The organism is Acinetobacter sp. CS-2 (assembly GCF_016599715.1).
Taxonomy (GTDB): domain Bacteria; phylum Pseudomonadota; class Gammaproteobacteria; order Pseudomonadales; family Moraxellaceae; genus Acinetobacter.
The window spans coordinates 2,948,811-2,971,315 of the sequence record NZ_CP067019.1; the positions used below are offsets into that span (position 1 = coordinate 2,948,811).

Below are 22,505 nucleotides of genomic sequence, written 5' to 3' on the forward strand. Positions count from 1 at the left end.
AATAAGCTAGCAAGTTGCCCATTTTCGAGTTCCAATCGATTGGATGAGCTGGGTTCGTTTGGCAAACTGGTTCCAAGCCATGCAGCAAGCATCAACAATCTCGGTATAATCTTTAAAGCATCGGTTTGATAAATAATGTTGTTTCAACCATTGCCACACCTGCTCCATCGGATTTAGTTCAGGTGAATATGGCGGTAATTTCAATAAACTGACATTCGGCAAGTTGAGACTTGTTTGATGCCAGCCAGCACCATCAACAATCACAACAGCATGATGCCCCTCAGGAACCTGTGCTGAAATCTCCCGCAAATGCAGACGCATTCCTTCGCTATTTGCTCTCGGGAGAACCAATCCACAACAGGCTCTTCGGGCAGGGCAAATGGCACCATAAATATAACTGTACTCAAATTGCTGCTGACGAACCAGACGTGGTCGTTCACCCCGGTAATGCCACACACGGCTGATCGAACCTTGCTGTCCTACCCTGGACTCATCCTGAAACCATAAATCAACCTTCGCCAAATCTACAGATGCTGGAAGGATATCTTTCAGTTTGCTGGCAAAGTTTTTTTAAATTCAGCTTGAGCAGCGTCATTCTTTTGTGGGTGGGCAGAACGACCTGATACCCAGCTCATGCCAATTTGCTTTAACAGTTTGTACAAGCTATTGGGGTTGTAAACCACGTTGAATTTCTGCTGAATGAGTTCAGCAATATTTACCGCAGTGACCCGACCACCACCACGCTGTTGCTGGAGAGCTACGATCTCGGTTTTGAGTTGTTCTTTTTGCTCGATGGACAAAGGACTATGGCGACCTCGACCTTCCCGATCATACAGGCCATTGATGCCTTGAGTCTGAAAGGTGCGACGCAACTTGCGTATGGTAACGGGATTAAAACCAAACTGTTTAGCAACCTGTTGAGGAGAAATGCCTTTTGCCATTTGGGCGAGCATTAATAGTCGAACTCGCGTGCGCGGATTCGACTCTGTTTTGGACAGTGCGATAAAATCAACATCTGTTAGTTGGTGAGGGTATGTCGTAATCATTCCTCTATAGTATCTTATTTCGAATGAATGGTATTAATACTATGTTGCAGTGCGACCGAAGCGATCGAGGTATTAGGATTTTTACAGGCATTGACAATACTGAGTTTGAATTCTTTGCTGTATGTTCTGCGTTTTTTAGCAACAGGAGGTGTTGCTGAATATATATCCATGTTCATGGATTAAGTCCCCACTTGTTTTTAGGTGGGAACTAAATTAAGGCTTATAGGATGAATTCATAAGGTGTGTTCAGCGGACGCTTACGCTGAACCAATAAAAATAGAGAACTATTACTCATCTTTTTTAAATTGATGCTTCATTCAAAATAAAAAAGCCAATCACAAAGGATTGGCTTTTTAGATCACGCAGAATTAACGTTTGCTATTATAAATTTGGTCAAAAATCGCACCATTCACAAAATGGGTCTGTTGTGCTTTAGCCCAACCCCCAAATACCTCATCAATGGTAAAGGTTTTTAGTTTAGGGAATTGCGCAGAATATTTAGCCAACACGTCAGGATTACGCGGACGGTAGTAGTATTTTGCTGCCATTTCTTGACCCAATGGTGAGTACAAGTAATTAATATAACCTTTAGCTAACCACTTGTTGCCATCTTTCTCTACATTTTTATCTACGATTGCAACTGATGGTTCAGTTAAAATAGACATGGATGGATAGACAATTTCAAACTTGTTTTTGCCCAAAGTTTTTTGCGTCACCAGGGCTTCATTTTCCCAAGTCAATAACACATCGCCAATACCACGTTCCGCGAAAGTCGTCATTGAAGCACGCGCAGCCGAGTCCATCACTTTAACGTTGTGGTACATTTTACCGACGAAGTCTTTGGCTTTGGCCTCATTACCACCCGGTTGTTTCAGCGCATAGCCCCAAGCCGACAAATATACCCAGCGTGGTAAACCGCCTGTTTTCGGGTTCGGAGTAATAATCTGTACGCCTGGTTTGGTTAAGTCAGACCAGTCTTTAATATGCTTTGGATTACCTTTACGCACCATAAATACGATGGTGGAAGTATAAGGCGCAGAGTTATGCGGGAACTCTTTTTGCCAACCCGGTTGAATCTGGCCGGACTTGACGATTTCTTCAATATCATTGGCCAGAGCCAGAGTCACCACATCGCCTTTTAGACCATCCACTACGGAACGTGCCTGTTTACCTGAACCACCATGCGACTGTTTAAAATTGACAGTACGGCCGGTACGTTCTTTCCAGTAAGCACCAAAAGACTTGTTAAATTCTTCATAAAATTCACGCGTTGCATCATAAGATACATTTAAAAATTCACGTTCTGCCGCCTGAGCAGAAGTTGCAGTAAAAGCCATGCCGGTAGCAAGCAATGCTGCACTGAATAAGGCTTTAAATTGAGTTTTCATGACATACAGATCAATTATCTTCATTAATGCTAACTATATGAAATAAAGTCATAATCCGCAATTCATCAAACTTAGGCATAACCAATTAAGATGAAAGGTCTCTCTACTTAATTTACTGTTTTAGATAGAAAAATGACGATAACATTATACTTATTCAAGATATATAGATTTTTATGGATTGGATATGAAAAAAACGGATAATAATTTATCCGTTTTGACTTTTTTATCGAAAATCTGGCTTAATTCTTTTCACTATAAATTTGATCAAAAATGGGCCAATTCACAAAATGGGTTTTCTGTGCCTTGGCCCATCCGCCAAACACATCACCAATGGTAAATAGTTTGATTTTGGGAAATTGTGCCGCATATTTCGCTGCCGCTTGGGAATTGCGCGGACGGAAGAAATGCTGGGCTGCCAGTTCCTGACCTTTTGGCGAATATAAATAGTTGAGATAACCTTTAGCCAAATTACGGTTGCCATCCTTATCGACATTTTTATCGACAATCGCCACCGATGGCTCAGCCAGAATTGAAATGGAGGGATAAACAATCTGATACTTGTCTTTGCCTAAGCCTTGAGTCGCCAGCAGGGCCTCATTTTCCCAAGACAGCAGCACATCGCCAATACCACGTTCTGCAAAAGTGGTTAAAGAGCCACGTGCGCCAGAATCCAGCACTTTGACATTGCCATACAGTTTTTTCACCAGTTCCCGTGCTTTAACATTATTTCCACCCGGCTGTTTTAATGCATAACCCCAGGCAGACAGGTAAATCCAGCGTGGTGCACCGCCGGTTTTTGGATTTGGCGTAATAATTTCCACACCCGGCTTGGTTAAATCGTTCCAGTCTTTAATATTTTGGGATTACCCTTGCGAACCAGAAAAACCACAGTCGAGGTATACGGTGCAGAATTGTTCGGAAACTGCTTTTGCCAGTTTTTATGGATCAGGCCTGCCTTTACAATTTCATCAATATCGTTGGCTAGAGCCAGGGTCACGACATCAGCCTGCAAACCATCAATCACGGAACGTGTCTGTTTACCTGAACCGACATGAGATTGCTTGAAATTAATGTCCTGTCCGGTATGTTGTTTCCAATACGCGCCAAAGGCCTGATTATATTCCTGTTGACATCCTCCCGCCACCTACGCTTTCGCTAGGTGGGGGATTCCTACTGCTAGACGCTCATGCCCGAGCGCAAGAATGACTTTGGAACTATTAATGTCCCGTTGATGAGTGATACCGCACTCACATTGCCACTCTCTTATTCGCAAATCTGCTCTACCTTTCGGACTGTTACTTGAGATTTTCATACAACTCGAACAGATTTGGGTGGTATAGGCTTCATTGACTTCTTCAAACAATACACTTGCGTTCTCGCATTTATACTTGAGCATTGTTTTGAGTGCTGAAAACCCTGTATCTAAAACAGACTTTGCCATTTTGGTTTTTACAAGTTTTTTGGCACTCAGATCGCCAACAACAATCAGTGCATTTCCCTTGACAAGCATGGTGCTTGCCTTGTGCAAATGGTCTTTACGACAATTCGCAATCTTGGCGTGTAATGCACGAACACGTTTTTTGTTCTTGGCTCTTTGAGCTATCCCTAATTTCTGCTCATACTTTCGATAGAATTTCGGATTACTGATGACAGTGCCATCAGAACAGGTCGCAATATCTTTTAAGCCTAAATCAATGCCTATGGCTTTGGTCGCTGTCGGTTTGACTTGCTTTGGTGCATCCACCACCAGACACACATACCAACGGCCACGACTATCCTCAACGAATAAACCTGTCTTAACGCTGTACTGACTTAAACCGTAACTGTCCCAAACCTTGAACTGATGCTTGCCGTACTGAACGTATCCATCAGCATACTTGATGGCAACTTTCTTGAACGGTATCCATCCGAGTGATCGTCTTGCTGATTTCTTATTGCTGACACGCCATCTAAGTTTTGCTTTTTTGAACTGTTTTCTACGCGTGACCAATTCTTCGGTGACAGCCTGAATAGTTTGGCTATGTAAATCACACTCTTTTGAGGTGCCTTTGGTATATTTAGCAATATCGTAAGCACTGAGAAATTCACCTTTTCTCTTGAGGTGTTTAAACCCTAAATCATTCACATAATTCCAGACAAAATTAACCTCAGATGCCAATTGGTCTAGCACCTTGCAATGTTTGTCTTTAATACGCAATTTAAGGGTTTTCATGTGCTTATATTAATATTTTGATGGATTTTAAAAAACCATTAATCAAACTTGAACGACATTTCATGTCGTGTCGCTTATATCCCCCACCTCCCTCGGGGGGCTTTACGCTTCATTTAGATAAAACTCACGGGTCGGATCATAAGACACATTCAGGAAATCTTTCGTGGCAAAACTCTGTGTCCATATTCCCCCAAGCAATACCAAAAGAGCAGAGGCGATTATTTTTTTCATGTGTAACACTCTTATTTAACAATGAGAACACTATATAAATCATAAACTTATAATATTTTATTGATTAAAAATCAATTTTAAAGATATCCATAAAAATGCTTTAAAATGCACTTTTAGTACTAAAAAATATCAGCATAAATCTACAGCTTGTTGTTTTTCCTGATTCTTCATGGTGTCTCCATATTTTTTTGATACAAAGAGCACAATATTTACAGGTATTTATTATTTTGTAAAAAAGTGTGAGCTAGTTCTACTTTTGTATTTTTTTGTATGGTTAAATGGTACTCGCTCATCGGATTAAAACAATATATAAAATTCCAGCACCGGAAAAAAAGGGGGATATGGAAATGAGATATACAGCAATTATACAAGCGCTTAGCTTAAGTTTAACTTTATGGTTTATGGCTCAGCTGGGACATGCAGCGGCAATCAAAAGTAGCGAAGCCAAAGTAACTTTAGGTCCTGAAAAATCTTCATTGATTGAAAAAGCCCTGCAACAGCAAAAGCAGGGTGGAAATACGTTACGTGCCGATAACGATTTAAAAATGTTGACCGAAATTAAAGTTGCACCAACTCAAAGCTTCTTTGCTGCTCAAAACCAGAAATTCAGCCGTTTTGTGCAAGCACTTTTCCCTCAAAGCAGCTCTTAACTCAACAGCGAACTTATTCCCCTTTAGAAATTCCTATCCAGCCTAATCATTTCAATGTTGAATTTAACATTAAGTGATTAGGCTTTTTCGTTATAATAGCCTCCATTCACATTCTGAAAAATATTGGTTATGACTGTTCGTACTCGTATTGCGCCTTCTCCTACTGGCTTTCCACACGTAGGCACTGCTTATATTGCCTTGTTTAACTTATGTTTTGCTAAACAGCATGGCGGTGAATTTATTCTTCGTATTGAAGATACCGACCAACTGCGCTCAACCCCTGAATCCGAAAAAATGATTTTAGATTCATTACGCTGGTTAGGCTTAAATTGGTCAGAGGGGCCAGATGTGGGCGGTCCACATGCACCGTACCGTCAATCCGAACGTATGGGCATCTATAAACAATATGCCTTGGAACTGGTAGAAAAAGGTCATGCTTTCTACTGCTTCGCAACACCAGAAGAACTGGATCAAATGCGTGCCGAACAGCAGGCGCGTGGTGAAACGCCACGTTATGATGGTCGTGGTTTAAAGCTGTCGGCAGAGGAAGTGCAGCGTCGCCTTACCGCAGGTGAGCCCCACGTGATTCGTATGAAAGTACCTGAAGAAGGCATTTGTAAAGTCAACGACTTACTGCGTGGGGAAGTTGAAATTCCTTGGGCTCAAGTCGACATGCAAGTTTTGCTCAAAACCGATGGTTTACCGACTTACCATCTTGCCAATGTGGTTGATGACCATCTGATGCAAATCACTCACGTTTTCCGTGGTGAGGAATGGTTACCATCGGCACCAAAACATCAGTTGCTCTACCAATACTTTGGCTGGGAAATGCCAGTACTGGGTCATATGCCATTACTTCGCAACCCGGACAAATCAAAACTGTCTAAGCGTAAAAACCCGACCTCTATCAATTACTACAAAAACATTGGTGTGTTACCTGAAGCCTTGTTGAACTATTTAGGTCGTATGGGCTGGTCAATGCCAGATGAACGTGAAAAGTTTACTTTGGCAGAAATGATTGAGCATTTCGACATTAAGCGTGTATCCCTCGGCGGTCCGATCTTTGATGTGGAAAAACTCAACTGGCTCAACGGTCAATGGATTAAAGCGCTCTCGCCTGCCGAGCTGTTAAATACTTTATTGGCATGGAAATCTGACCGCAATACCCTTGAAGACATTGCTGCTGCCATTCAGCCGCGTATCAACCTGCTTTCTGAAGCAGTGAACTGGGCTGGTTTCTATTTCAACCAGTTCCCAAGCATTAGCAAAGAACAATTTGAAAGCAAGAAATTGTCTGAAGAACAGGTTCGTCAAAGCTTGCAGTTTGCCATTTGGCGTCTAGAAAGCCTGTTCACCTGGAATAACGACACGGTGAGTCAAACCTTAATGGACTTGGCCAACCAGATGGAAATTAAGCTGCGTGACTTTATGCCCACCTTCTTTATTGCGATTGCCGGTTCAACCAGTTCAACCCCAGTCATGCAATCGATGGTGACGATTGGGCCTGACCTAACTTTCGCGCGTTTACGTCATGCGCTGGAAATTGTTGGCGGACCGAGTAAAAAAGAAGCAAAAATCTGGGAAAAACTCAATGAAAGCTTAAAATTGCCGAAAAATAATGCAGTTGATGAAGCATAATTGATTTTATAGTTGACGTGTGAGCGCAATACCCCTAATATTGCGCTCACACAAACTGGGGTCATAGCTCAGTTGGTAGAGCGCTACAATGGCATTGTAGAGGTCAGGAGTTCGATCCTCCTTGACTCCACCAAGTTCCACCTTTTTTGTGTTGCCTCAATTGTCCCTATCGTCTAGAGGCCTAGGACATCGCCCTTTCACGGCGGTAACCGGGGTTCGAATCCCCGTAGGGACGCCATATTCAAGATCATCATAATATCGTTATGCTGATCTGATAAAAAACCCAAGCATTGCGACTTGGGTTTTTTATTGTCTCAATCTTTTATCAACTTTTATTTGCGCTGTTTTTGCTTTCTGTGTCATTCCGATTAAAATAAGCGATAAATTAAAATGATGGAGTTGTAATGCAATACCGTTGCCCAAAATGCCAAAGCCCTAAAATTATGCCTGTCGCTCAAGCCGGTAGCCCTGCAGTACGACCTGTAGTTCCTAAAAGCCTGGTCTTTCTTATTCCCGCAGTATTTATCTTATTACTGCTGGTTTTAATTAGTATTGCGATGTGGATTTTTGGTGATGGTGCAGGCTCTACCCTACAAGTTGCAACCGTAGTGGCCTTTATAATCTGCGTCATCACCGGTTTCCTGTTTTACCGCGACCTGCCAGATTTTAAAATTTCCATGCAAGGCTTTATGCAATCGCAAAAGAAATGGAAATGCCGTGAATGTAATCACGAATGGGAAATCTAAAATAGATTTGATTTCACATCAGTTTCAGTGCTGATGTGAATCCTCCTGAGCATGTACAGGTTTTTCATAATTATCATGGCGATGACAGGATGAATGCAGCCCGCATTCATAATCTTCAATCTGTAGCGTGATTTCCCGAATACCATGCTGATGCTGCAACATCTCCAAAGCTTGTTGATATAATAGCGTGCGATCTGCCTGAGGCGCATAAAGATGTACCGTCAGATGGACATTTCTGGAACTAATGGCCCACACCTTCAATTGATGGATATTTTCCACATCCTTTAACGCCAAAAGGTCATTACGTAACTGCTCAATATCAATTTCTTCCGGAACTCCTTCCAGCAGAATGTTGATACTTTGTTTGAGTAAAATCCAGGTTCTTGGCAATACCCAGAGACCAATCAACATCGCAATTAGGGTATCTACCCACATCCAGCCAGTGAAATAGATGATTGCTGCGCCCATAATCACACCGATCGAACCCACAGCATCACTTAAAACTTCCAGATAAGCCCCTTTAACATTCAGGCTTTCTGTGGCGCTGGAAAATAAAATCCGCATAGAAATCAGGTTGATCATTAAGCCAATCACCGCAACCACCAGCATGCCCAGACTTTGAATTTCAGGTGGATGGCTAAAACGCTGATAAGCTTCAAACAGAATGTACATCGCTACAACAAACAGCATTAAGGCATTAAACAGGGCTGCCAGGATTTCAAAACGCTGATAGCCAAAAGTTCTTTTATCATCTGCCGGCATTTTGCCGATTTTGATCGCCACCAAGGCAATCGCCAGGGCTGCCGCATCGGTAAACATGTGTGCTGCATCAGAAAGCAGGGCTAAACTTTGAGTGATAAAACCTGCAATGACTTCAATAATAAGAAAAATGCTGGTGAGCGCCAGGGCAAAGGTCAGCTTTTTGGCATTCGCTTCCGTCACCACTGCATGACTATGATTATGCCCATGCTGTTCAGCCATACCTACTCCTCTATTACTCTATTTTTTCTGGTTTTTGTGATAGCGATTCAATTTAATAATCATACGACCATGAGGTAATAGTATGGCATTCTTACCCTAATACCATGAGCAATAAAATTAAACCTCAACACAAGAGATTTCTTTCATAAGTCCTGTCTCTCTTGATTTTACCCTCATCGTCAGAACAAAGGCACTGATAAAAGAAGTTCAATAATGGCTTTTCCACAATCCAACTTTAATAAAAAATCATTTAAAAACATAAAATTAAAATAAAAAGCACATCATTGTTTTCAAATAAAAATTAACTTACAAATAAAAGAGATTTAATTTCTTAAAAACCTATATATATTAAGAATATTGGATAAAAATCATTTAATCCAGATGATAAGGAGCTGAATATGATCCTGCATAAAATAGAACAGATCGTTTACGCTTGGTTACCTTTATTCGACTCAACAAGACAAGGAAGACAAAACGCCCTTTCCGAAGTGCAGGCAGAATATACACAAGGCCAATATTACGAAAAATTAGCGCTTGAACATCATCAGACCTTTGAACGCCTGCATGCCTATCAACACACATCAGAAAACAATCCTGCCATTCAGGATAAACGCAATGCAGTCTGGAACTTTTTAAGTGCGGCACTCAAAGGTCATCGTGATTCTCAGTATAAACTGGGCCTGTGTTATTTGAATGGTGAATTGGGTCTAGATAAAAATTATACCCATGCTCAGGAATGGCTCGAAAAAGCCGCCAAACAAGGTCACCCGGAAGCAATAAAGACTTTAATGTATAGTTATTCGCAAATTGCATTTTAATCAAAAAACCAGCCCGAAGGCTGGTTTTTTTCACATCAAAATCGGGAATTAAGCACCGATTTTACGATATTTTTGACGACGCGTTGCCAGATCATCACCATCGCGCTTACGGCGATATTCTTCAAACTCGGTATAGTTACCGGTGAAGAATTCTGGTGTTTCATTTTCAAATGACAAGATGTGCGTTGCAATACGGTCGAGGAACCAACGGTCATGCGATACCACCATCACAGTACCTGGGAATACCAGAATTGCATCTTCCAGTGCACGTAAGGTTTCGATATCCAAGTCATTCGATGGCTCATCCAGCAGGATCACGTTTGCGCCCATTTGCAGGATTTTCGCCAGTTGTAAACGGTTACGCTCACCACCCGATAAACTGCCTACACGTTTTTGCTGATCTTGACCTTTGAAGTTGAAGCGACCGATATACGCACGTGATGCGATTTCGTAATCACCAATCTTCAAGATATCCAGGCCACCCGACACTTCTTCCCAAACGGTTTTGTTATCGTCCAAGGTGTCACGGATCTGACCCACGTAAGCGACTTTAACTGACCCGCCCAGGGTTACCGTACCGGTATCGGGTTGCTGTTCACCAGTCATCATACGGAATAAAGTCGTTTTACCCGCACCGTTAGGACCAACAATACCTACAATCGCAGCTGGTGGTACTGTGAAAGACAAGTCTTTATACAGTAATTTATCGCCAAACGATTTACTGATCCCTTCAACTTCTACCACCTTGTTACCTAGACGTGGACCAGGTGGAATGTAGATTTCAGAGGTTTCATTACGCTGTTGGAATTCGCGTGAGTTAAGCTCTTCAAAACGCTCCATACGCGCTTTGTTTTTCTTTTGCTGCCCTTTAGCATTTGAACGAACCCATTCAAGTTCTTTTTTCAATGCTTTGGCAAAAGATTCTTCTTGTTTATTTTCCTGCTCTAAACGGGCATTCTTTTGTTCCAACCAAGAAGAATAGTTACCTTGATAAGGAATACCATGTCCACGGTCAAGCTCCAGAATCCACTCTGCAACGTTATCCAGGAAATAACGGTCATGCGTAATCGCCACGATTGTGCCAGGGAAATCTTTCAAGAAACGCTCTAACCAAGATACAGATTCTGCATCCAAATGGTTGGTCGGTTCATCAAGAAGTAACATGTCCGGCTTAGAAAGCAATAAACGGCACAGTGCAACACGACGACGTTCACCACCTGAAAGCAAGGTGACATCTGCATCCCAAGCTGGAAGGTTTAATGCAGCAGCAGCTTGATCCATTTGGTTGGTCAGGTTATGCGCATCCCAAGCATGAATGATGGCTTCTAACTTTTCTTGCTCTTTTGCAAGTTTGTCGAAGTCAGCATCTTCCGCTGCATATTCAGCAAATACTTCATCCAGACGAGCCAAAGCATCCAATGGTTCACGTAAACCATCTTCAACGTTACCACGAACGTCTTTGTTAGGATCAAGTGGTGGTTCTTGCTCAAGGTAGCCGATTTTAATACCCGGTTGAGCACGGGCTTCACCTGAGAAATCTTTATCTACGCCAGCCATAATCCGGAGCAAGGTCGATTTACCTGCACCGTTTAAACCAAGCACACCAATTTTTGCGCCTGGAAAGAATGATAAAGAGATGTCTTTTAAGATTTCGCGCTTAGGCGGAACCATCTTCGACACACGGTTCATCGTGTAAATATATTGGGCCACGTAGGACTCCTCTATAGAAAAAGCAACATTCGCACTCTACCCACAGCAGTATGCGAACAAATATTTGGCGGGCATTATACGATGAAAGTACAAAAAAAATAAGGCATAGCCTTCATCTTCAATAGAATGTTACAACTAATGGCATGTTGGTTTTTTAAACATAATCGTAGATACTCAGTTTTATTGAATTGTGACTGAATAAAACCCATAGATATAAGAAAATTAGATATTCTTTTCTAGAATACGCACTTTTATTCATATCCACAGGTGATAGACTGATGGCATAACCCACCGAAACAATTAACTCACTTAGATGATGTAAACATGACTTATAAAGATGAAACTTTAGCGATTCACGCAGGGTACAGCCCAGAACCGACCACAAAAGCGGTCGCCGTACCCATTTATCAAACCACTTCTTATGCCTTTGACAATACTCAACATGGGGCTGATCTGTTCGATTTAAAGGTTCAAGGCAATATCTATACCCGGATTATGAACCCGACGACCGCTGTCTTAGAGCAACGTCTGGCTGCACTGGAAGGCGGGATTGGCGCTTTGGCTCTGGCCTCAGGGATGTCAGCGATTACCTATGCCATTCAGACCATTGCGGAAGCCGGTGACAATATTGCGTCGGTTTCAACGCTATATGGCGGTACATACAACCTGTTTGCCCATACTTTGCCTAAACAGGGTATTGAAGTTCGATTCTTTGATTACCAAAACCCTGAAGCCTTGCGTGGTTTAATTGACGAGAAAACCAAACTGGTGTTTGTCGAATCGATCGGCAACCCACTCGGTAATATCATCGATCTGGAAGCCATCTCTAAAATTGCCCATGAATATGGTGTACCGGTGATTGTGGACAATACCGTTGCCACGCCTGCCCTGCTTAAACCTTTTGAATATGGTGCCGACATTGTCGTGCATTCACTGACCAAATATATTGGTGGTCACGGCAATTCAATCGGCGGTGCCATTGTTGATAGCGGTAAATTCCCTTGGGGCAAATATCCTGAACGTTTCAAAGTATTAAATACACCTGACCCAAGTTATCATGGGGTTAATTATGTTGAAGCCTTAGGTGCGGCTGCCTATATTGCCCGTGCGCGTGTGGTCCCTCTACGCAATACCGGTGCTGCAATTAGCCCCCTCAGTGTATTCCTGATCTTGCAAGGTCTGGAAACACTGAACCTTCGTATGGAGCGTCATACTGAAAATGCACAAAAGGTCGCGGAATATTTACAGCAGCATCCGAAAGTCAAATGGGTCAATTATGCCGGCCTTCAAGATCATCCTCAGCATGCGCTGGCACAAAAATACGTGAAAGGTAAACCTTCAGCAATTCTGTCTTTTGGTGTACAAGATGGCCGTGAAGGTGGAACACGTTTTATTGATGCCCTGCAACTCTTTACCCGCCTGGTCAATATTGGCGATGCCAAAAGCCTGGCCTGCCATCCCGCCACTACCACCCATCGTCAGCTCAACGAAGAAGAACTGAAGTCTGCAGGGGTGAGTATTGATATGGTCCGTTTATCTGTCGGTATTGAACATATTGATGATTTAATTGCAGATTTGGAACAGGCATTGGCGCAAGTTTAAAGCTTTTGATTAGAGTACAATTTAGCCTTCTTTCTAAACGAAAGAAGGCTACTTTTATTTGAGTATAATTTTTTGATTATTTCTCTTTGCTTTGGTTTTAATTCATGGTAAAAATTAAATAACAGTTAAAACAATAATAGAGCAATTACTCTAATTATATTTGTAAATTCAATTACTTATTTGTAGATTTTTTCCCAACATTCGCTATTATAAATGGCTCGAGAATAGCTTAAATTCCCCAAATTTTGAGCGCTAGAATCAACTAAAAAAATAATCTAAATTTTTATTCTATTGAAACCAGGAAAATATTGTGAATTCTAAACTAGAGAAACTTTTTCAGAATCGAGTCAACGGCAAAGTTGTTTTAATTACTGGTGCATCTAGTGGTATTGGTTTAACCGCTGCACATAAACTCGCCGATGCCGGTGCACATGTTCTGTTGGTGGCTCGTACCAAAGAAACATTAGATCAAGTCAAACAAGAAATAGAAGCCAAGGGTGGCAAAGCCTCTGTTTTCCCATGTGATTTAAATAACATGGAATCTATTGATGAGGTATCAAAAGAGATTTTAGCCTCTGTAGACCATATTGATATCCTGATCAACAATGCAGGACGCTCAATTCGTCGTGCAGTTCATGAATCGACCGACCGATTCCATGATTTTGAACGCACCATGCAGCTGAATTACTTTGGTGCAGTACGTTTAGTAATGAATATTCTGCCACAAATGATGATTCGCCGGGATGGCCATATCATCAACATCAGCTCGATTGGTGTCTTGGCCAATGCGACACGTTTTTCCGCTTATGTGGCTTCTAAAGCTGCACTGGATGCATTCAGCCGCTGTCTGTCTGCCGAAGTCCATTCGCATAAAATTGCCATTACTTCAGTTTATATGCCATTGGTTCGTACCCCAATGATTGCACCAACCAAAATTTATAAATACGTACCCACCCTGTCTCCGGAACAGGCAGCCGATTTAATTGCCTATGCGATCGTGAAACGCCCGAAAAAAGTAGCAACTCACTTAGGCCGTTTGGCTTCAATCACCTACTCTATTGCACCAGATATCAATAACAAATTGATGTCAATTGGTTATAACCTGTTCCCAAGCTCTTCTGCTTCGGTAGGTCAACCACAGAAGCTGAATTGGGTTCAAAAAGCGTATGCACGTTTGTTCCCGGGTGAACATTGGTAAAATTGTACAATATGAAAGCCAGTCAATAGACTGGCTTTTTTATGTTATAAACACCCATCATTTTTGCTTTTAGATTTTTATGCGGACTGCTGCTCTTATTTTCCAATATGGCTGTTTTGCCTTTGCTCTTTTTCTTTGCTATCAAGTCGGTACTTCTATATACCTGCAAGATTATAAATTGATGGATATCGTCAGCGATATCGGTACTATTTTAATTTGTATCGATTTAGGCGTGTTCCTGCATTTCAATAAGTCTCTGGCATCGCTAAAAATGAAAAACGCTTCTCAGCAGCCTGCTATTCGGGTTTCAACGATAGAAAAAATCACGCGTAAGTTGGGTCATTTGGGTATTATTCTGATTATCTGTAGCTGGATTGTGCCAATCATTAATTCATAAAGATCAAATAAAAAACCTCCCAATTGGGAGGTTTTCTTTGAACCATCAAAGATTATTTCGAACCTTTAATCCCGGCTTGAAGTAATAATGCACCCAAACCACCAATTTTATTTTCTTGTGGTTTAGCCGCTTGAGGTTTCTTGCCTTGTGGGCGGTCGCCTTGCGGACGTGTATGCTGTGGACGTTTAGCTTGAGGCTTACGTTCAGCACGTTGTTCATTTTGAGCATTGTCACGACGTGGCTGACGTGGTGCTTTAGCCGGAGCTTCTGAACCTTCAGGACGCATCGACAGATTCACACGGTTACGTTCAGCATCGACAGTGAGCACACGAACTTGCACAATCTGACCCGGTTTCACCACTTTGTGCGGATCAGAGACAAACTCGTTCGCCAGTTCAGAAATATGCACTAAACCGTCTTGATGTACACCTACATCTACAAATGCACCGAAGTTGGTGACATTGGTGATTACGCCTTCCAGCTGCATGCCTTCAGTCAATTGTGACACTTCAGTAATGTCATCACGGAACTTGGCAGTACGGAATTCCGGACGTGGATCACGGCCCGGTTTTTCCAGTTCAGCCAATACATCTTGAATGGTTGGCAAACCAAACTGCTCATCGGCAAATTCTTCGGCATTCACCTGGCGAATGATTTCAGAATTACCAATAATGTCTTTTACCGTAGTGGCTTTTGCTGCAACAATTTTTTCTACCAAGCCATAAGACTCAGGGTGAACGGCAGACGCATCCAATGGTTCAGAGCCATCTTGAATACGCAAGAAACCAGCTGCCTGTTCAAAAGTGCGCTCACCTAAACGAGGTACATTTTTCAAGGCTTGACGGTTGTCAAAACGACCATTTTCTTTACGGTAGTCAAAAATCTGTTGTGCAATCGATTTGTTCAAACCTGCGATATACGACAGGATTGCAGGAGACGCGGTATTTACATCAACACCGACCGAGTTCACACAGTCTTCAACCACAGCTTCCAGCGTTTTTGCCAAACCAGCTTGATTTACGTCGTGCTGGTACTGGCCCACACCAATCGCTTTCGGATCAATCTTCACCAGTTCCGCGAGTGGATCTTGTAAACGACGTGCAATAGATACTGCGCCACGAATTGAAACATCCAATTCTGGAAGTTCTTGCGAAGCCAATTCAGATGCTGAATACACCGATGCCCCAGCTTCACTCACTGAAACACGCGTCAAATTCAAATCAGCATTTTGAGCCATCATTTCAGCTACAACTGCTTCAGTTTCACGGCTTGCAGTACCATTGCCAATCGCGATCAAATCGACATTGAATTCACGGCATAGACGGGCAAGTTCTGCAATTGAACCTGCTTTATCTTCTTTTGGTGCAAACGGATAAATGGTGCTATGGGCAACCACATCACCTGACTGGTTCACCACAGCCAACTTCACACCAGTACGGATGCCAGGGTCTACACCTAAGGTACAACGTGCACCCGCAGGAGCAGAAAGCAATAAATGACGCAGATTTTCAGCAAAGACTTCCATTGCCTCTGCTTCAGCAGCTAAGCGCTTTTCAGTCAGTAATGAATGTTCGATTTGTGGACGAACCTTACCTAACCAGAACAGTTTTGCAGTTTGCTTCAAGTAATCTTGACGTGCTTGTGGTTGCACGGTGTCCAGGTTGTATTCCGTTTCAATGCGAGCAAGTGGAGCATCATCTTCACCATCCACTTTTAAGCCCAGGACATTTTCCTGACGGCCACGCAGCATGGCCAATAAACGATGTGAAGGTACTTTGTTTAAGTTTTCAGAAAAATCGAAGTAATCGCGGAATTTTTTACCGACTTCTTTTTTCTCTTCACTGGCGACCAGACTTTTCAATACAGCTGTTTTGGCAAATGTCGCTTTAAGTTCAGTGGTTAAAGCAATATTTTGTGCCCAGTCATCAATCAGAATGTGCTGGATCGCATCCAACTGGCTTTCCACATCCGGATAATCTTCATGGCTAAAGCCAGCGAGTGCTTCCGCAGGATCAACTTGCTCGCTGAAGATTTTTTCAGCAATTGGCCCGAGGCCCGCTTCTTTGGCTTTAAATGATTTGCTGGTACGTTTTGGACGGTACGGTGCATAAAGTTCTTCTAAAGCATTCTTGGTTTCAGCAGCATTTACACGTGCCAACAAATCGTCTGACAATTTATTTTGTTCTTTCAACGATTCAATTACTTTTTCACGGCGTTCAAATAAATCACGTAAATACGATAAACGGGTGTCGAGTTGGCGTAACTGGGTATCGTCCAAGCCTTGGGTTACTTCTTTACGGTAACGTGCGATAAATGGAACGCTTGCACCTTCATCAATCAGCTTGATGGCAGCTTCTACTTGATTTGGACGTACGGCAATTTCTTTTGCCAACTGCTGAACTAAGTCAGTCATCGTGTTTGATCCCACAAGGATAAGTACTAAATGGCATGATTATAAAGACCAAGACCATAAAATCCACAACTGTTTTGATTAAATTTATCAGTGGTCAGTATTGCCAATTCACAGTTTTTTTAGAATTTGCGACAAAATTAGGTGATAAGTAGATTTTAACTCTACATATTCAGCAGGATAAGCGATAATTTAGATGTATATATTTGGTATCTATGTCTTGATTTTATCTGCAATATTTGTTGCTTTAGAGCATAGTAAACAGATACAAATGAATCGTATACTCAAGACCATCCGAACTTTTGTTTACGATGACAATAAAGATAAAGGAGCACATCATGAGTTTAGTGGTACCTGCTGAAAAAACAGATCCAGTACAAAACGACCCTGATCGCGTCGAGCGCATTCTCGTTGTGGATGATGATGTGCGTTTACGTACGTTGTTACAACGTTTTCTAGAAGATAAAGGCTTCGTGGTCAAAACTGCTCACGATGCAACGCAAATGGATCGTTTATTGCAGCGCGAACTTTTCTCCCTGATCGTGCTCGATTTTATGCTTCCTGTTGAAGATGGTTTAAGTATTTGTCGCCGTTTACGCCAATCCAATATCGATACGCCGATTATCATGCTGACTGCCCGTGGCAGTGATTCTGACCGTATTGCCGGCCTGGAAGCAGGTGCTGATGATTACCTGCCTAAACCGTTTAACCCGAATGAGCTGCTCGCACGTATTCGTGCCGTATTACGCCGCCAAGTTCGTGAAGTCCCGGGTGCACCAAGCCAGCAAATGGAAGTCGTGAGCTTCGGCCCTTGGTCACTGGATTTGTCGACCCGCACCCTGACCCGTGAAGGCCAGGTGGTCACGCTGACCACGGGCGAATTTGCGGTACTGAAAGCACTGGTACAACATCCACGTGAACCCTTAACCCGTGACAAGTTGATGAATTTGGCACGTGGCCGTGAATGGGGTGCGATGGAACGTTCGATTGATGTTCAGGTATCACGTTTACGTCGTCTGGTGGAAGAAAACCCTGCCCGTGCGCGTTATATTCAAACGGTTTGGGGCGTAGGCTATGTGTTTGTTCCAGATGGTGCTGAATAAGCCAATTTTTATCGGATAAGACAAACTCAAACACTTGTCCGGAAAAGCCATTCGCTGCTGTTTGAGCCATCCTTCAACAGAATTTATAGATGAATGATGGCGAGTTCAGCGAATGGCAAAAGTTTTCTTGCGTAAGAGTGTTACTCATTTTTTAAAAAAGTGACTTAAGCAAATCCTTCAATTGAATGTCAAAGCAGTAAGACTCAGCCAAGAACATCACTGCAGATTTTCAAAAATAAAAATGCCCACAGGAAGCTGGCGTGAAACTTGAACCCATCGACCCGCAAAAATTTACGGATTACGAAGCTTATTCAGAAAAGAAGCGAACCCGCTGGGAACGCTTTCTGGATAAGATTAAGCCGCGTTCTGCTGCAATGCGTACCACCGTGCTGGTGTTATTCGTTGTATTTTTCAGTTTATTTATGTCGTTGTGGTTCTTCTGGCGTACGCTTTACCTGCCTGAAATTCAGCAGCATGCCCGCTATTTAGGGGTCGAGCTGGAAATTCTGAACAATCCTGACTTACGTATTTTTCATAATAATGCCGAAGTTGATGCCGATTTATGGCTCAAAAATCGGGTCGGCATTGAATATATTACCAATCCCGCAGAATATCCCCGTGTAAGAGACAAGGTGATTGCCGAGTTTTTTACCAATCAAATAGAAAAAAAGCTGGCAAAAGAACTGAAAGTTGAAAATGTAACGGTTTATTTCCAGTTTAAACCCAGTCCCAGTATCTGGATTCAGACTCCAGAAATGAACGGAAATTGGGTCCGTGAACCTTTAAAAACCTATGCCAACTATAGTCCCGAACTGATCTATGGCTGGTTAGTTGGTATTCCACTGATTGCTGCTGCCATCATTTTGACTCTAGTTCGCCAGTTGAACCGCCCGCTTCGCCGTTTGCAGGATGCAGCGAACAACTATAGCAAAACCGGCTCAGCACCCTATCTGGAAACCAATCATGGGCCACAAGAGATTCGTGAAGTCAATCAGGCCTTCAATCATATGATTTATACGCTGGAGCAGACTGAACGTGACCGCCGTATTATGCTGGCGGGGATTTCACACGACTTGCGTACTCCGCTAACCCGTATCCGCTTAAGTGCAGAAATGATGCCCGATGATGACTTTTTGAAAGAAGGCTTCATTTATGATGTCGAAGATATGGATGCCATCCTGAACCAGTTCATCTCCTACATGCGTGATGGCTCTGATGAAGAACTTCAGGACACCGATATTAATATGCTGTTACAGGAACTGGTCATTCAGTTCAAGCCGCTGGACGTGCGTTTTGAAGCTGAGGAAGTTCCAATTATTCAGGCACGTAGCCAGTCTTTAAAGCGCCTGATTGGTAATCTGATTAACAATTCCAAACGCTATGGCGCCGAACCGATCGAGTTATCTGCCAAAGTGGAAAACAATCACCTGCTGATTCGTGTCGCCGACCATGGCGAAGGTATTCCTGAAGACCAGATTGAAGATTTGATGCAACCTTTCGTGCGCGGCAATGAAGCCCGGACCATTCAGGGCAGTGGTTTAGGTTTGGCCATCGTAAAACGTATTGTTGATCTTCATCAAGGGCAGCTTACCATTCAAAATCGCCCGCAAGGCGGTTTGGAAGCACTGATTTCTTTACCTCTACTGCATGATGAAGTTGAGGAAAATATCCCGCAAGGCACTTTAGAAAAAATTAAACAAACGATTACGGGACACTTTTAAGCTTTGATCAATTAATCAACAAACAGTTTTGTTTAATGATTACCCCCCTGGTTTTTACACTATTAAAATCAAGGCATTAAAAACCATAAAAATTCGTTATACCCACATTTTTTCAAAAAATTAGACCTTAGCCTAACAGGCATGCACAATTTGTTTTTTGGACGGTACAATCCGTCTAGTTTTGAACAAGAATTGAGCGTAGACCATGTCTTTAGATCGTATTCGTTTAGCGTCACTTCATGACAAAGTCATGAGCGCAGAACAAGCTGCTACTTTTATCCAAGATGGTATGACTGTAGGTATGAGTGGATTTACTCGTGCAGGTGAAGCAAAAGCTGTTCCCCTGGCACTGGTAAAACAGGCTCAAACAAATCCTTTGAAAATTACTTTAATTACAGGCGCAAGTCTTGGTAACGATTTAGATAAACAGTTAACTGAAGCTGGTGTACTTGCTCGCCGTTTACCGTTCCAGGTGGATAATACGTTACGTAAAGCCATTAACAAAGGCGAAGTGATGTTCATCGATCAGCATTTGTCTGAAACTGTTGAACAAATGCGTAACCAGCAACTTAAAAAGCCAGATGTGGCAGTGATTGAAGCTGTTGCCATTACTGAAGATGGCGGCATCATTCCAACTACATCTGTGGGTAACTCTGCTAGCTTTGCTATTTTCGCTGAAAAAGTGATTGTAGAAATCAACACCAACTTAAGCCCTGCTTTTGAAGGTTTACACGACATCTACATCCCAACATATCGTCCAACACGTCAACCTATTCCGTTGACTAAAGTGGATGAGCGTATTGGTACAACAGCCATCAATATCGATCCTGCAAAAATTGTCGGTATCGTATTCAACAGCGAATACCACGATTCTCCATCTACCGTGACTGCACCGGATGATGAAACTCAAGGCATTGCGAACCACTTGATCGCATTCTTTGAAAAAGAAGTGGCTGAAGGCCGTCTTCCTTCTAATCTTGGTCCATTACAGGCAGGTATCGGTTCGATTGCCAACGCAGTATTGACCGGTTTGAAAGATTCGAACTTCGAAGACTTGATCATGTACTCAGAAGTACTTCAAGACTGTACCTTCGAATTGATTGATGCTGGCAAAATGAAATTTGCTTCAGGTTCTTCAATTACGCTTTCTGCTAAATATGGCGAAAAAGTATTTAACAACCTTGAGCAATACAAAGACAAACTTGTGCTTCGTCCACAAGAAATTTCGAACCACCCTGAACTGGTTCGTCGTCTCGGTATTATCGGTATCAACACTGCATTAGAGTTCGATATTTACGGTAACGTAAACTCAACTCACGTATGCGGTACCAAAATGATGAACGGTATTGGTGGTTCTGGTGACTTCGCACGTAATGCCCACTTGGCAATTTTCGTGACTAAGTCTATCGCTAAAGGCGGTGACATTTCTTCTGTGGTGCCATTTGCTTCTCACGTTGACCATGCTGAACACGACGTAGACATTCTGGTAACTGAACAGGGTCTTGCTGACTTACGTGGTTTAGCACCTCGTGAACGTGCGCGTGTGATTATCGACAACTGTGCTCACCCGATGTACCGTGATGCTCTAAACAATTACTTTGATCGTGCATGTGCTAAAGGTGGTCAAACTCCACACATTCTTCGTGAAGCGCTGTCTTGGCATTCAAACTTCGAAGAAACCGGCCATATGCTTGCTGCTCAGGCTGAAGAGAAAAGTGCTTAATCGCCTCACTCAATAGTATCAAAAAGCGTACTTCGGTACGCTTTTTTATTTTAAACTGCTGCTTTAGCTGACATCCCCCAATCGAAACTCAAAATCTATAAACGCTGCTCAACCGCCTGACGGTTTTGCTTTTTAATTTTTTCTATTTCTGCATTTAACTGCAGAATCTGCTTATACAAATCATTAAACTGCTTGAGGGGCTGATCCTGATAAAACATAAAGGTCTTGTTCTTTTTCTCCCATTGATTATTTTTAAGAATCTGGAATAAGGCATCCGCCTTATCTAGAACCTGTAGCTCCAGAGCGAATAGCGCATGGGTCTGATCACTATCCCGGCTTTCACGCAAGCTATCGGTGAGCTGATGCCTGAGATGTGATTTAATCGATAATTGTTTAGCTCGGGCTAAGGTATTTTGTTCACGCTGTAGGGTTTGTTGCTGATAGCGCTTCGCGAGCAGATGTGCTTGCTGCAACATCTGCTCGGTTTCTACATATTTCTGCTCGCGGTCTTGGTCTAAACGGTCGATATTTAAAAACTGATCCCAGTGAATCGCTTTCAGCTCGCGCAAATACTGATTTCTTGCTTCGGCATTTTGAATCATTTCACTCAACACAAAATCCGCCATCACTTTATAATCGCCCTGCAGACGATTATCCGAGACATTGATCTGGATCGGCTTAGACCAGTCTTGAGCCTGCTGATAAATGAGTTCGGCTTTTTCATACAATACCGTTTGGTAGCTGTGCAGTTGGCTGAGTTCCTTTTGCTGGACCGAATATTGATACAACATCCAGCCAAATATGCTGCATGTTGCCAATGCCAAGATGAGAAAAATTCTGGGCATACCAGACTCCTCTATACCGCCTTTTTAACATCATAACTTGATTCAGCCTTAAATCGTTCATTTATTAAACAATAAGTACACAAAGT

18 protein-coding genes, 2 tRNA genes and 3 pseudogenes are annotated in these 22,505 nt (G+C 42.5%); 12 read left to right on the forward strand and 11 right to left on the reverse strand.

Translation table 11 applies throughout. The annotated features are described in order from the left end of the window. Window positions 1–6: 6 nt before the first annotated feature. The 7 genes and pseudogenes from JFY49_RS14510 to JFY49_RS14540 all read right to left on the reverse strand — a co-directional run. Window positions 7–522 (reverse strand): IS630 family transposase, encoded by a 516-nt coding sequence (locus tag JFY49_RS14510; protein WP_227609481.1) that lies wholly within the window; start codon window positions 520–522, stop codon window positions 7–9. A gap of 26 nt (window positions 523–548) precedes the next feature. Next, window positions 549–1,046, reverse strand: coding sequence for a helix-turn-helix domain-containing protein (locus tag JFY49_RS14515; protein ID WP_200223297.1), 498 nt, complete (start codon window positions 1,044–1,046; stop codon window positions 549–551). A gap of 32 nt (window positions 1,047–1,078) precedes the next feature. Next, a pseudogene (locus JFY49_RS14520) lies at window positions 1,079–1,222 on the reverse strand (transposase); the annotation flags it as partial. 192 nt (window positions 1,223–1,414) lie between these two features. Then, the gene (locus JFY49_RS14525; protein WP_200223298.1) at window positions 1,415–2,434 is read right to left on the reverse strand and encodes a sulfate ABC transporter substrate-binding protein; all 1,020 of its coding nucleotides are present in this window, start codon (window positions 2,432–2,434) and stop codon (window positions 1,415–1,417) included. Window positions 2,435–2,673: 239 nt separating this feature from the next. Next, window positions 2,674–3,560 (reverse strand): annotated as a pseudogene (locus JFY49_RS14530) (sulfate ABC transporter substrate-binding protein); the annotation flags it as partial. A gap of 18 nt (window positions 3,561–3,578) precedes the next feature. Then, on the reverse strand, window positions 3,579–4,646 hold the full coding sequence (locus JFY49_RS14535; protein WP_200223299.1) for an RNA-guided endonuclease InsQ/TnpB family protein: 1,068 nt from the start codon (window positions 4,644–4,646) through the stop codon (window positions 3,579–3,581). Between the two features lie 117 nt (window positions 4,647–4,763). Beyond that, window positions 4,764–4,877: pseudogene (locus JFY49_RS14540) on the reverse strand (sulfate ABC transporter substrate-binding protein); the annotation flags it as partial. Between the two features lie 347 nt (window positions 4,878–5,224). Here JFY49_RS14540 and JFY49_RS14545 point away from each other — a divergent pair. The 5 genes from JFY49_RS14545 to JFY49_RS14565 all read left to right on the forward strand — a co-directional run bounded on the left by JFY49_RS14545 (window position 5,225) and on the right by JFY49_RS14565 (window position 7,911). Further along, complete coding sequence (locus tag JFY49_RS14545; protein ID WP_200223300.1) at window positions 5,225–5,527, forward strand: hypothetical protein; 303 nt, start codon at window positions 5,225–5,227, stop codon at window positions 5,525–5,527. A gap of 129 nt (window positions 5,528–5,656) precedes the next feature. Beyond that, the gene (gltX, locus tag JFY49_RS14550) at window positions 5,657–7,165 is read left to right on the forward strand and encodes a glutamate--tRNA ligase (RefSeq protein WP_200223301.1); all 1,509 of its coding nucleotides are present in this window, start codon (window positions 5,657–5,659) and stop codon (window positions 7,163–7,165) included. A 57-nt stretch (window positions 7,166–7,222) separates the two neighbouring features. After that, window positions 7,223–7,298, forward strand: a tRNA-Ala gene (locus tag JFY49_RS14555). 29 nt (window positions 7,299–7,327) lie between these two features. Next, window positions 7,328–7,403, forward strand: a tRNA-Glu gene (locus tag JFY49_RS14560). 166 nt (window positions 7,404–7,569) lie between these two features. Next, complete coding sequence (locus JFY49_RS14565; protein ID WP_200223303.1) at window positions 7,570–7,911, forward strand: hypothetical protein; 342 nt, start codon at window positions 7,570–7,572, stop codon at window positions 7,909–7,911. 24 nt (window positions 7,912–7,935) lie between these two features. Here the strand turns inward: JFY49_RS14565 and JFY49_RS14570 are convergent, their stop codons facing one another. Further along, complete coding sequence (locus JFY49_RS14570) at window positions 7,936–8,892, reverse strand: cation diffusion facilitator family transporter (protein ID WP_200223304.1); 957 nt, start codon at window positions 8,890–8,892, stop codon at window positions 7,936–7,938. A gap of 398 nt (window positions 8,893–9,290) precedes the next feature. On the opposite strand from JFY49_RS14570, the gene JFY49_RS14575 reads away from it, so the two are divergent. Beyond that, entirely contained in the window at window positions 9,291–9,710 is a 420-nt protein-coding gene (locus JFY49_RS14575) for a tetratricopeptide repeat protein (protein ID WP_180174530.1), read from the forward strand. Between the two features lie 48 nt (window positions 9,711–9,758). On the opposite strand, the gene ettA is transcribed toward JFY49_RS14575, so the two are convergent. Further along, window positions 9,759–11,420 (reverse strand): energy-dependent translational throttle protein EttA, encoded by a 1,662-nt coding sequence (gene ettA / locus JFY49_RS14580; RefSeq protein WP_200223305.1) that lies wholly within the window; start codon window positions 11,418–11,420, stop codon window positions 9,759–9,761. Window positions 11,421–11,744: 324 nt separating this feature from the next. On the opposite strand from ettA, the gene JFY49_RS14585 reads away from it, so the two are divergent. From JFY49_RS14585 to JFY49_RS14595, 3 genes are all read left to right on the forward strand, one after another. Then, window positions 11,745–13,022: an O-acetylhomoserine aminocarboxypropyltransferase/cysteine synthase family protein gene (locus tag JFY49_RS14585; protein ID WP_200223306.1), complete on the forward strand. Its 1,278-nt coding sequence runs from the start codon at window positions 11,745–11,747 to the stop codon at window positions 13,020–13,022. Between the two features lie 310 nt (window positions 13,023–13,332). After that, a complete protein-coding gene (locus tag JFY49_RS14590; RefSeq protein WP_086197226.1) occupies window positions 13,333–14,220 on the forward strand; it encodes an SDR family NAD(P)-dependent oxidoreductase in 888 nt (295 codons plus the stop codon). Between the two features lie 79 nt (window positions 14,221–14,299). Further along, window positions 14,300–14,617, forward strand: a complete 318-nt coding sequence (locus JFY49_RS14595) for a hypothetical protein (RefSeq protein WP_166168537.1) — start codon at window positions 14,300–14,302, stop codon at window positions 14,615–14,617. A 52-nt stretch (window positions 14,618–14,669) separates the two neighbouring features. Here JFY49_RS14595 and JFY49_RS14600 read toward each other — a convergent pair whose 3' ends face one another. Further along, window positions 14,670–17,030 carry a Tex family protein gene (locus JFY49_RS14600; protein WP_200223307.1) on the reverse strand — a complete coding sequence of 787 codons (2,361 nt, stop codon included), beginning with the start codon at window positions 17,028–17,030 and terminating at the stop codon, window positions 14,670–14,672. Between the two features lie 335 nt (window positions 17,031–17,365). Between JFY49_RS14600 and ompR the strand changes: the two genes are divergently transcribed. The 3 genes from ompR (at window position 17,366) to JFY49_RS14615 (ending at window position 21,574) form a co-directional block, all read left to right on the forward strand. Next, on the forward strand, window positions 17,366–18,130 hold the full coding sequence (ompR, locus tag JFY49_RS14605) for a two-component system response regulator OmpR (protein WP_180082271.1): 765 nt from the start codon (window positions 17,366–17,368) through the stop codon (window positions 18,128–18,130). A 260-nt stretch (window positions 18,131–18,390) separates the two neighbouring features. After that, the gene (locus tag JFY49_RS14610; protein WP_086197230.1) at window positions 18,391–19,851 is read left to right on the forward strand and encodes an ATP-binding protein; all 1,461 of its coding nucleotides are present in this window, start codon (window positions 18,391–18,393) and stop codon (window positions 19,849–19,851) included. A gap of 205 nt (window positions 19,852–20,056) precedes the next feature. Further along, window positions 20,057–21,574, forward strand: a complete 1,518-nt coding sequence (locus JFY49_RS14615) for an acetyl-CoA hydrolase/transferase family protein (RefSeq protein ID WP_086197231.1) — start codon at window positions 20,057–20,059, stop codon at window positions 21,572–21,574. 95 nt (window positions 21,575–21,669) lie between these two features. Here JFY49_RS14615 and JFY49_RS14620 read toward each other — a convergent pair whose 3' ends face one another. Beyond that, window positions 21,670–22,419, reverse strand: a complete 750-nt coding sequence (locus tag JFY49_RS14620; protein ID WP_200223308.1) for a hypothetical protein — start codon at window positions 22,417–22,419, stop codon at window positions 21,670–21,672. Between the last annotated feature and the right edge of the window lie 86 nt (window positions 22,420–22,505).

What these genes read in the sequence shown, in the direction of transcription:
- JFY49_RS14515 (WP_200223297.1), bottom strand. Translation starts at nt 1,046, where the DNA reads ATGATTACGACATACCCTCACCAACTAACAGATGTTGATTTTATCGCA.
- JFY49_RS14525 (WP_200223298.1), bottom strand. Translation starts at nt 2,434, where the DNA reads ATGAAAACTCAATTTAAAGCCTTATTCAGTGCAGCATTGCTTGCTACC.
- JFY49_RS14535 (WP_200223299.1), bottom strand. Translation starts at nt 4,646, where the DNA reads ATGAAAACCCTTAAATTGCGTATTAAAGACAAACATTGCAAGGTGCTA.
- JFY49_RS14545 (WP_200223300.1), top strand. Translation starts at nt 5,225, where the DNA reads ATGAGATATACAGCAATTATACAAGCGCTTAGCTTAAGTTTAACTTTA.
- gltX (WP_200223301.1), top strand. Translation starts at nt 5,657, where the DNA reads ATGACTGTTCGTACTCGTATTGCGCCTTCTCCTACTGGCTTTCCACAC.
- JFY49_RS14565 (WP_200223303.1), top strand. Translation starts at nt 7,570, where the DNA reads ATGCAATACCGTTGCCCAAAATGCCAAAGCCCTAAAATTATGCCTGTC.
- JFY49_RS14570 (WP_200223304.1), bottom strand. Translation starts at nt 8,892, where the DNA reads ATGGCTGAACAGCATGGGCATAATCATAGTCATGCAGTGGTGACGGAA.
- JFY49_RS14575 (WP_180174530.1), top strand. Translation starts at nt 9,291, where the DNA reads ATGATCCTGCATAAAATAGAACAGATCGTTTACGCTTGGTTACCTTTA.
- JFY49_RS14585 (WP_200223306.1), top strand. Translation starts at nt 11,745, where the DNA reads ATGACTTATAAAGATGAAACTTTAGCGATTCACGCAGGGTACAGCCCA.
- JFY49_RS14595 (WP_166168537.1), top strand. Translation starts at nt 14,300, where the DNA reads ATGCGGACTGCTGCTCTTATTTTCCAATATGGCTGTTTTGCCTTTGCT.
- JFY49_RS14600 (WP_200223307.1), bottom strand. Translation starts at nt 17,030, where the DNA reads ATGACTGACTTAGTTCAGCAGTTGGCAAAAGAAATTGCCGTACGTCCA.
- ompR (WP_180082271.1), top strand. Translation starts at nt 17,366, where the DNA reads ATGAGTTTAGTGGTACCTGCTGAAAAAACAGATCCAGTACAAAACGAC.
- JFY49_RS14615 (WP_086197231.1), top strand. Translation starts at nt 20,057, where the DNA reads ATGTCTTTAGATCGTATTCGTTTAGCGTCACTTCATGACAAAGTCATG.
- JFY49_RS14620 (WP_200223308.1), bottom strand. Translation starts at nt 22,419, where the DNA reads ATGCCCAGAATTTTTCTCATCTTGGCATTGGCAACATGCAGCATATTT.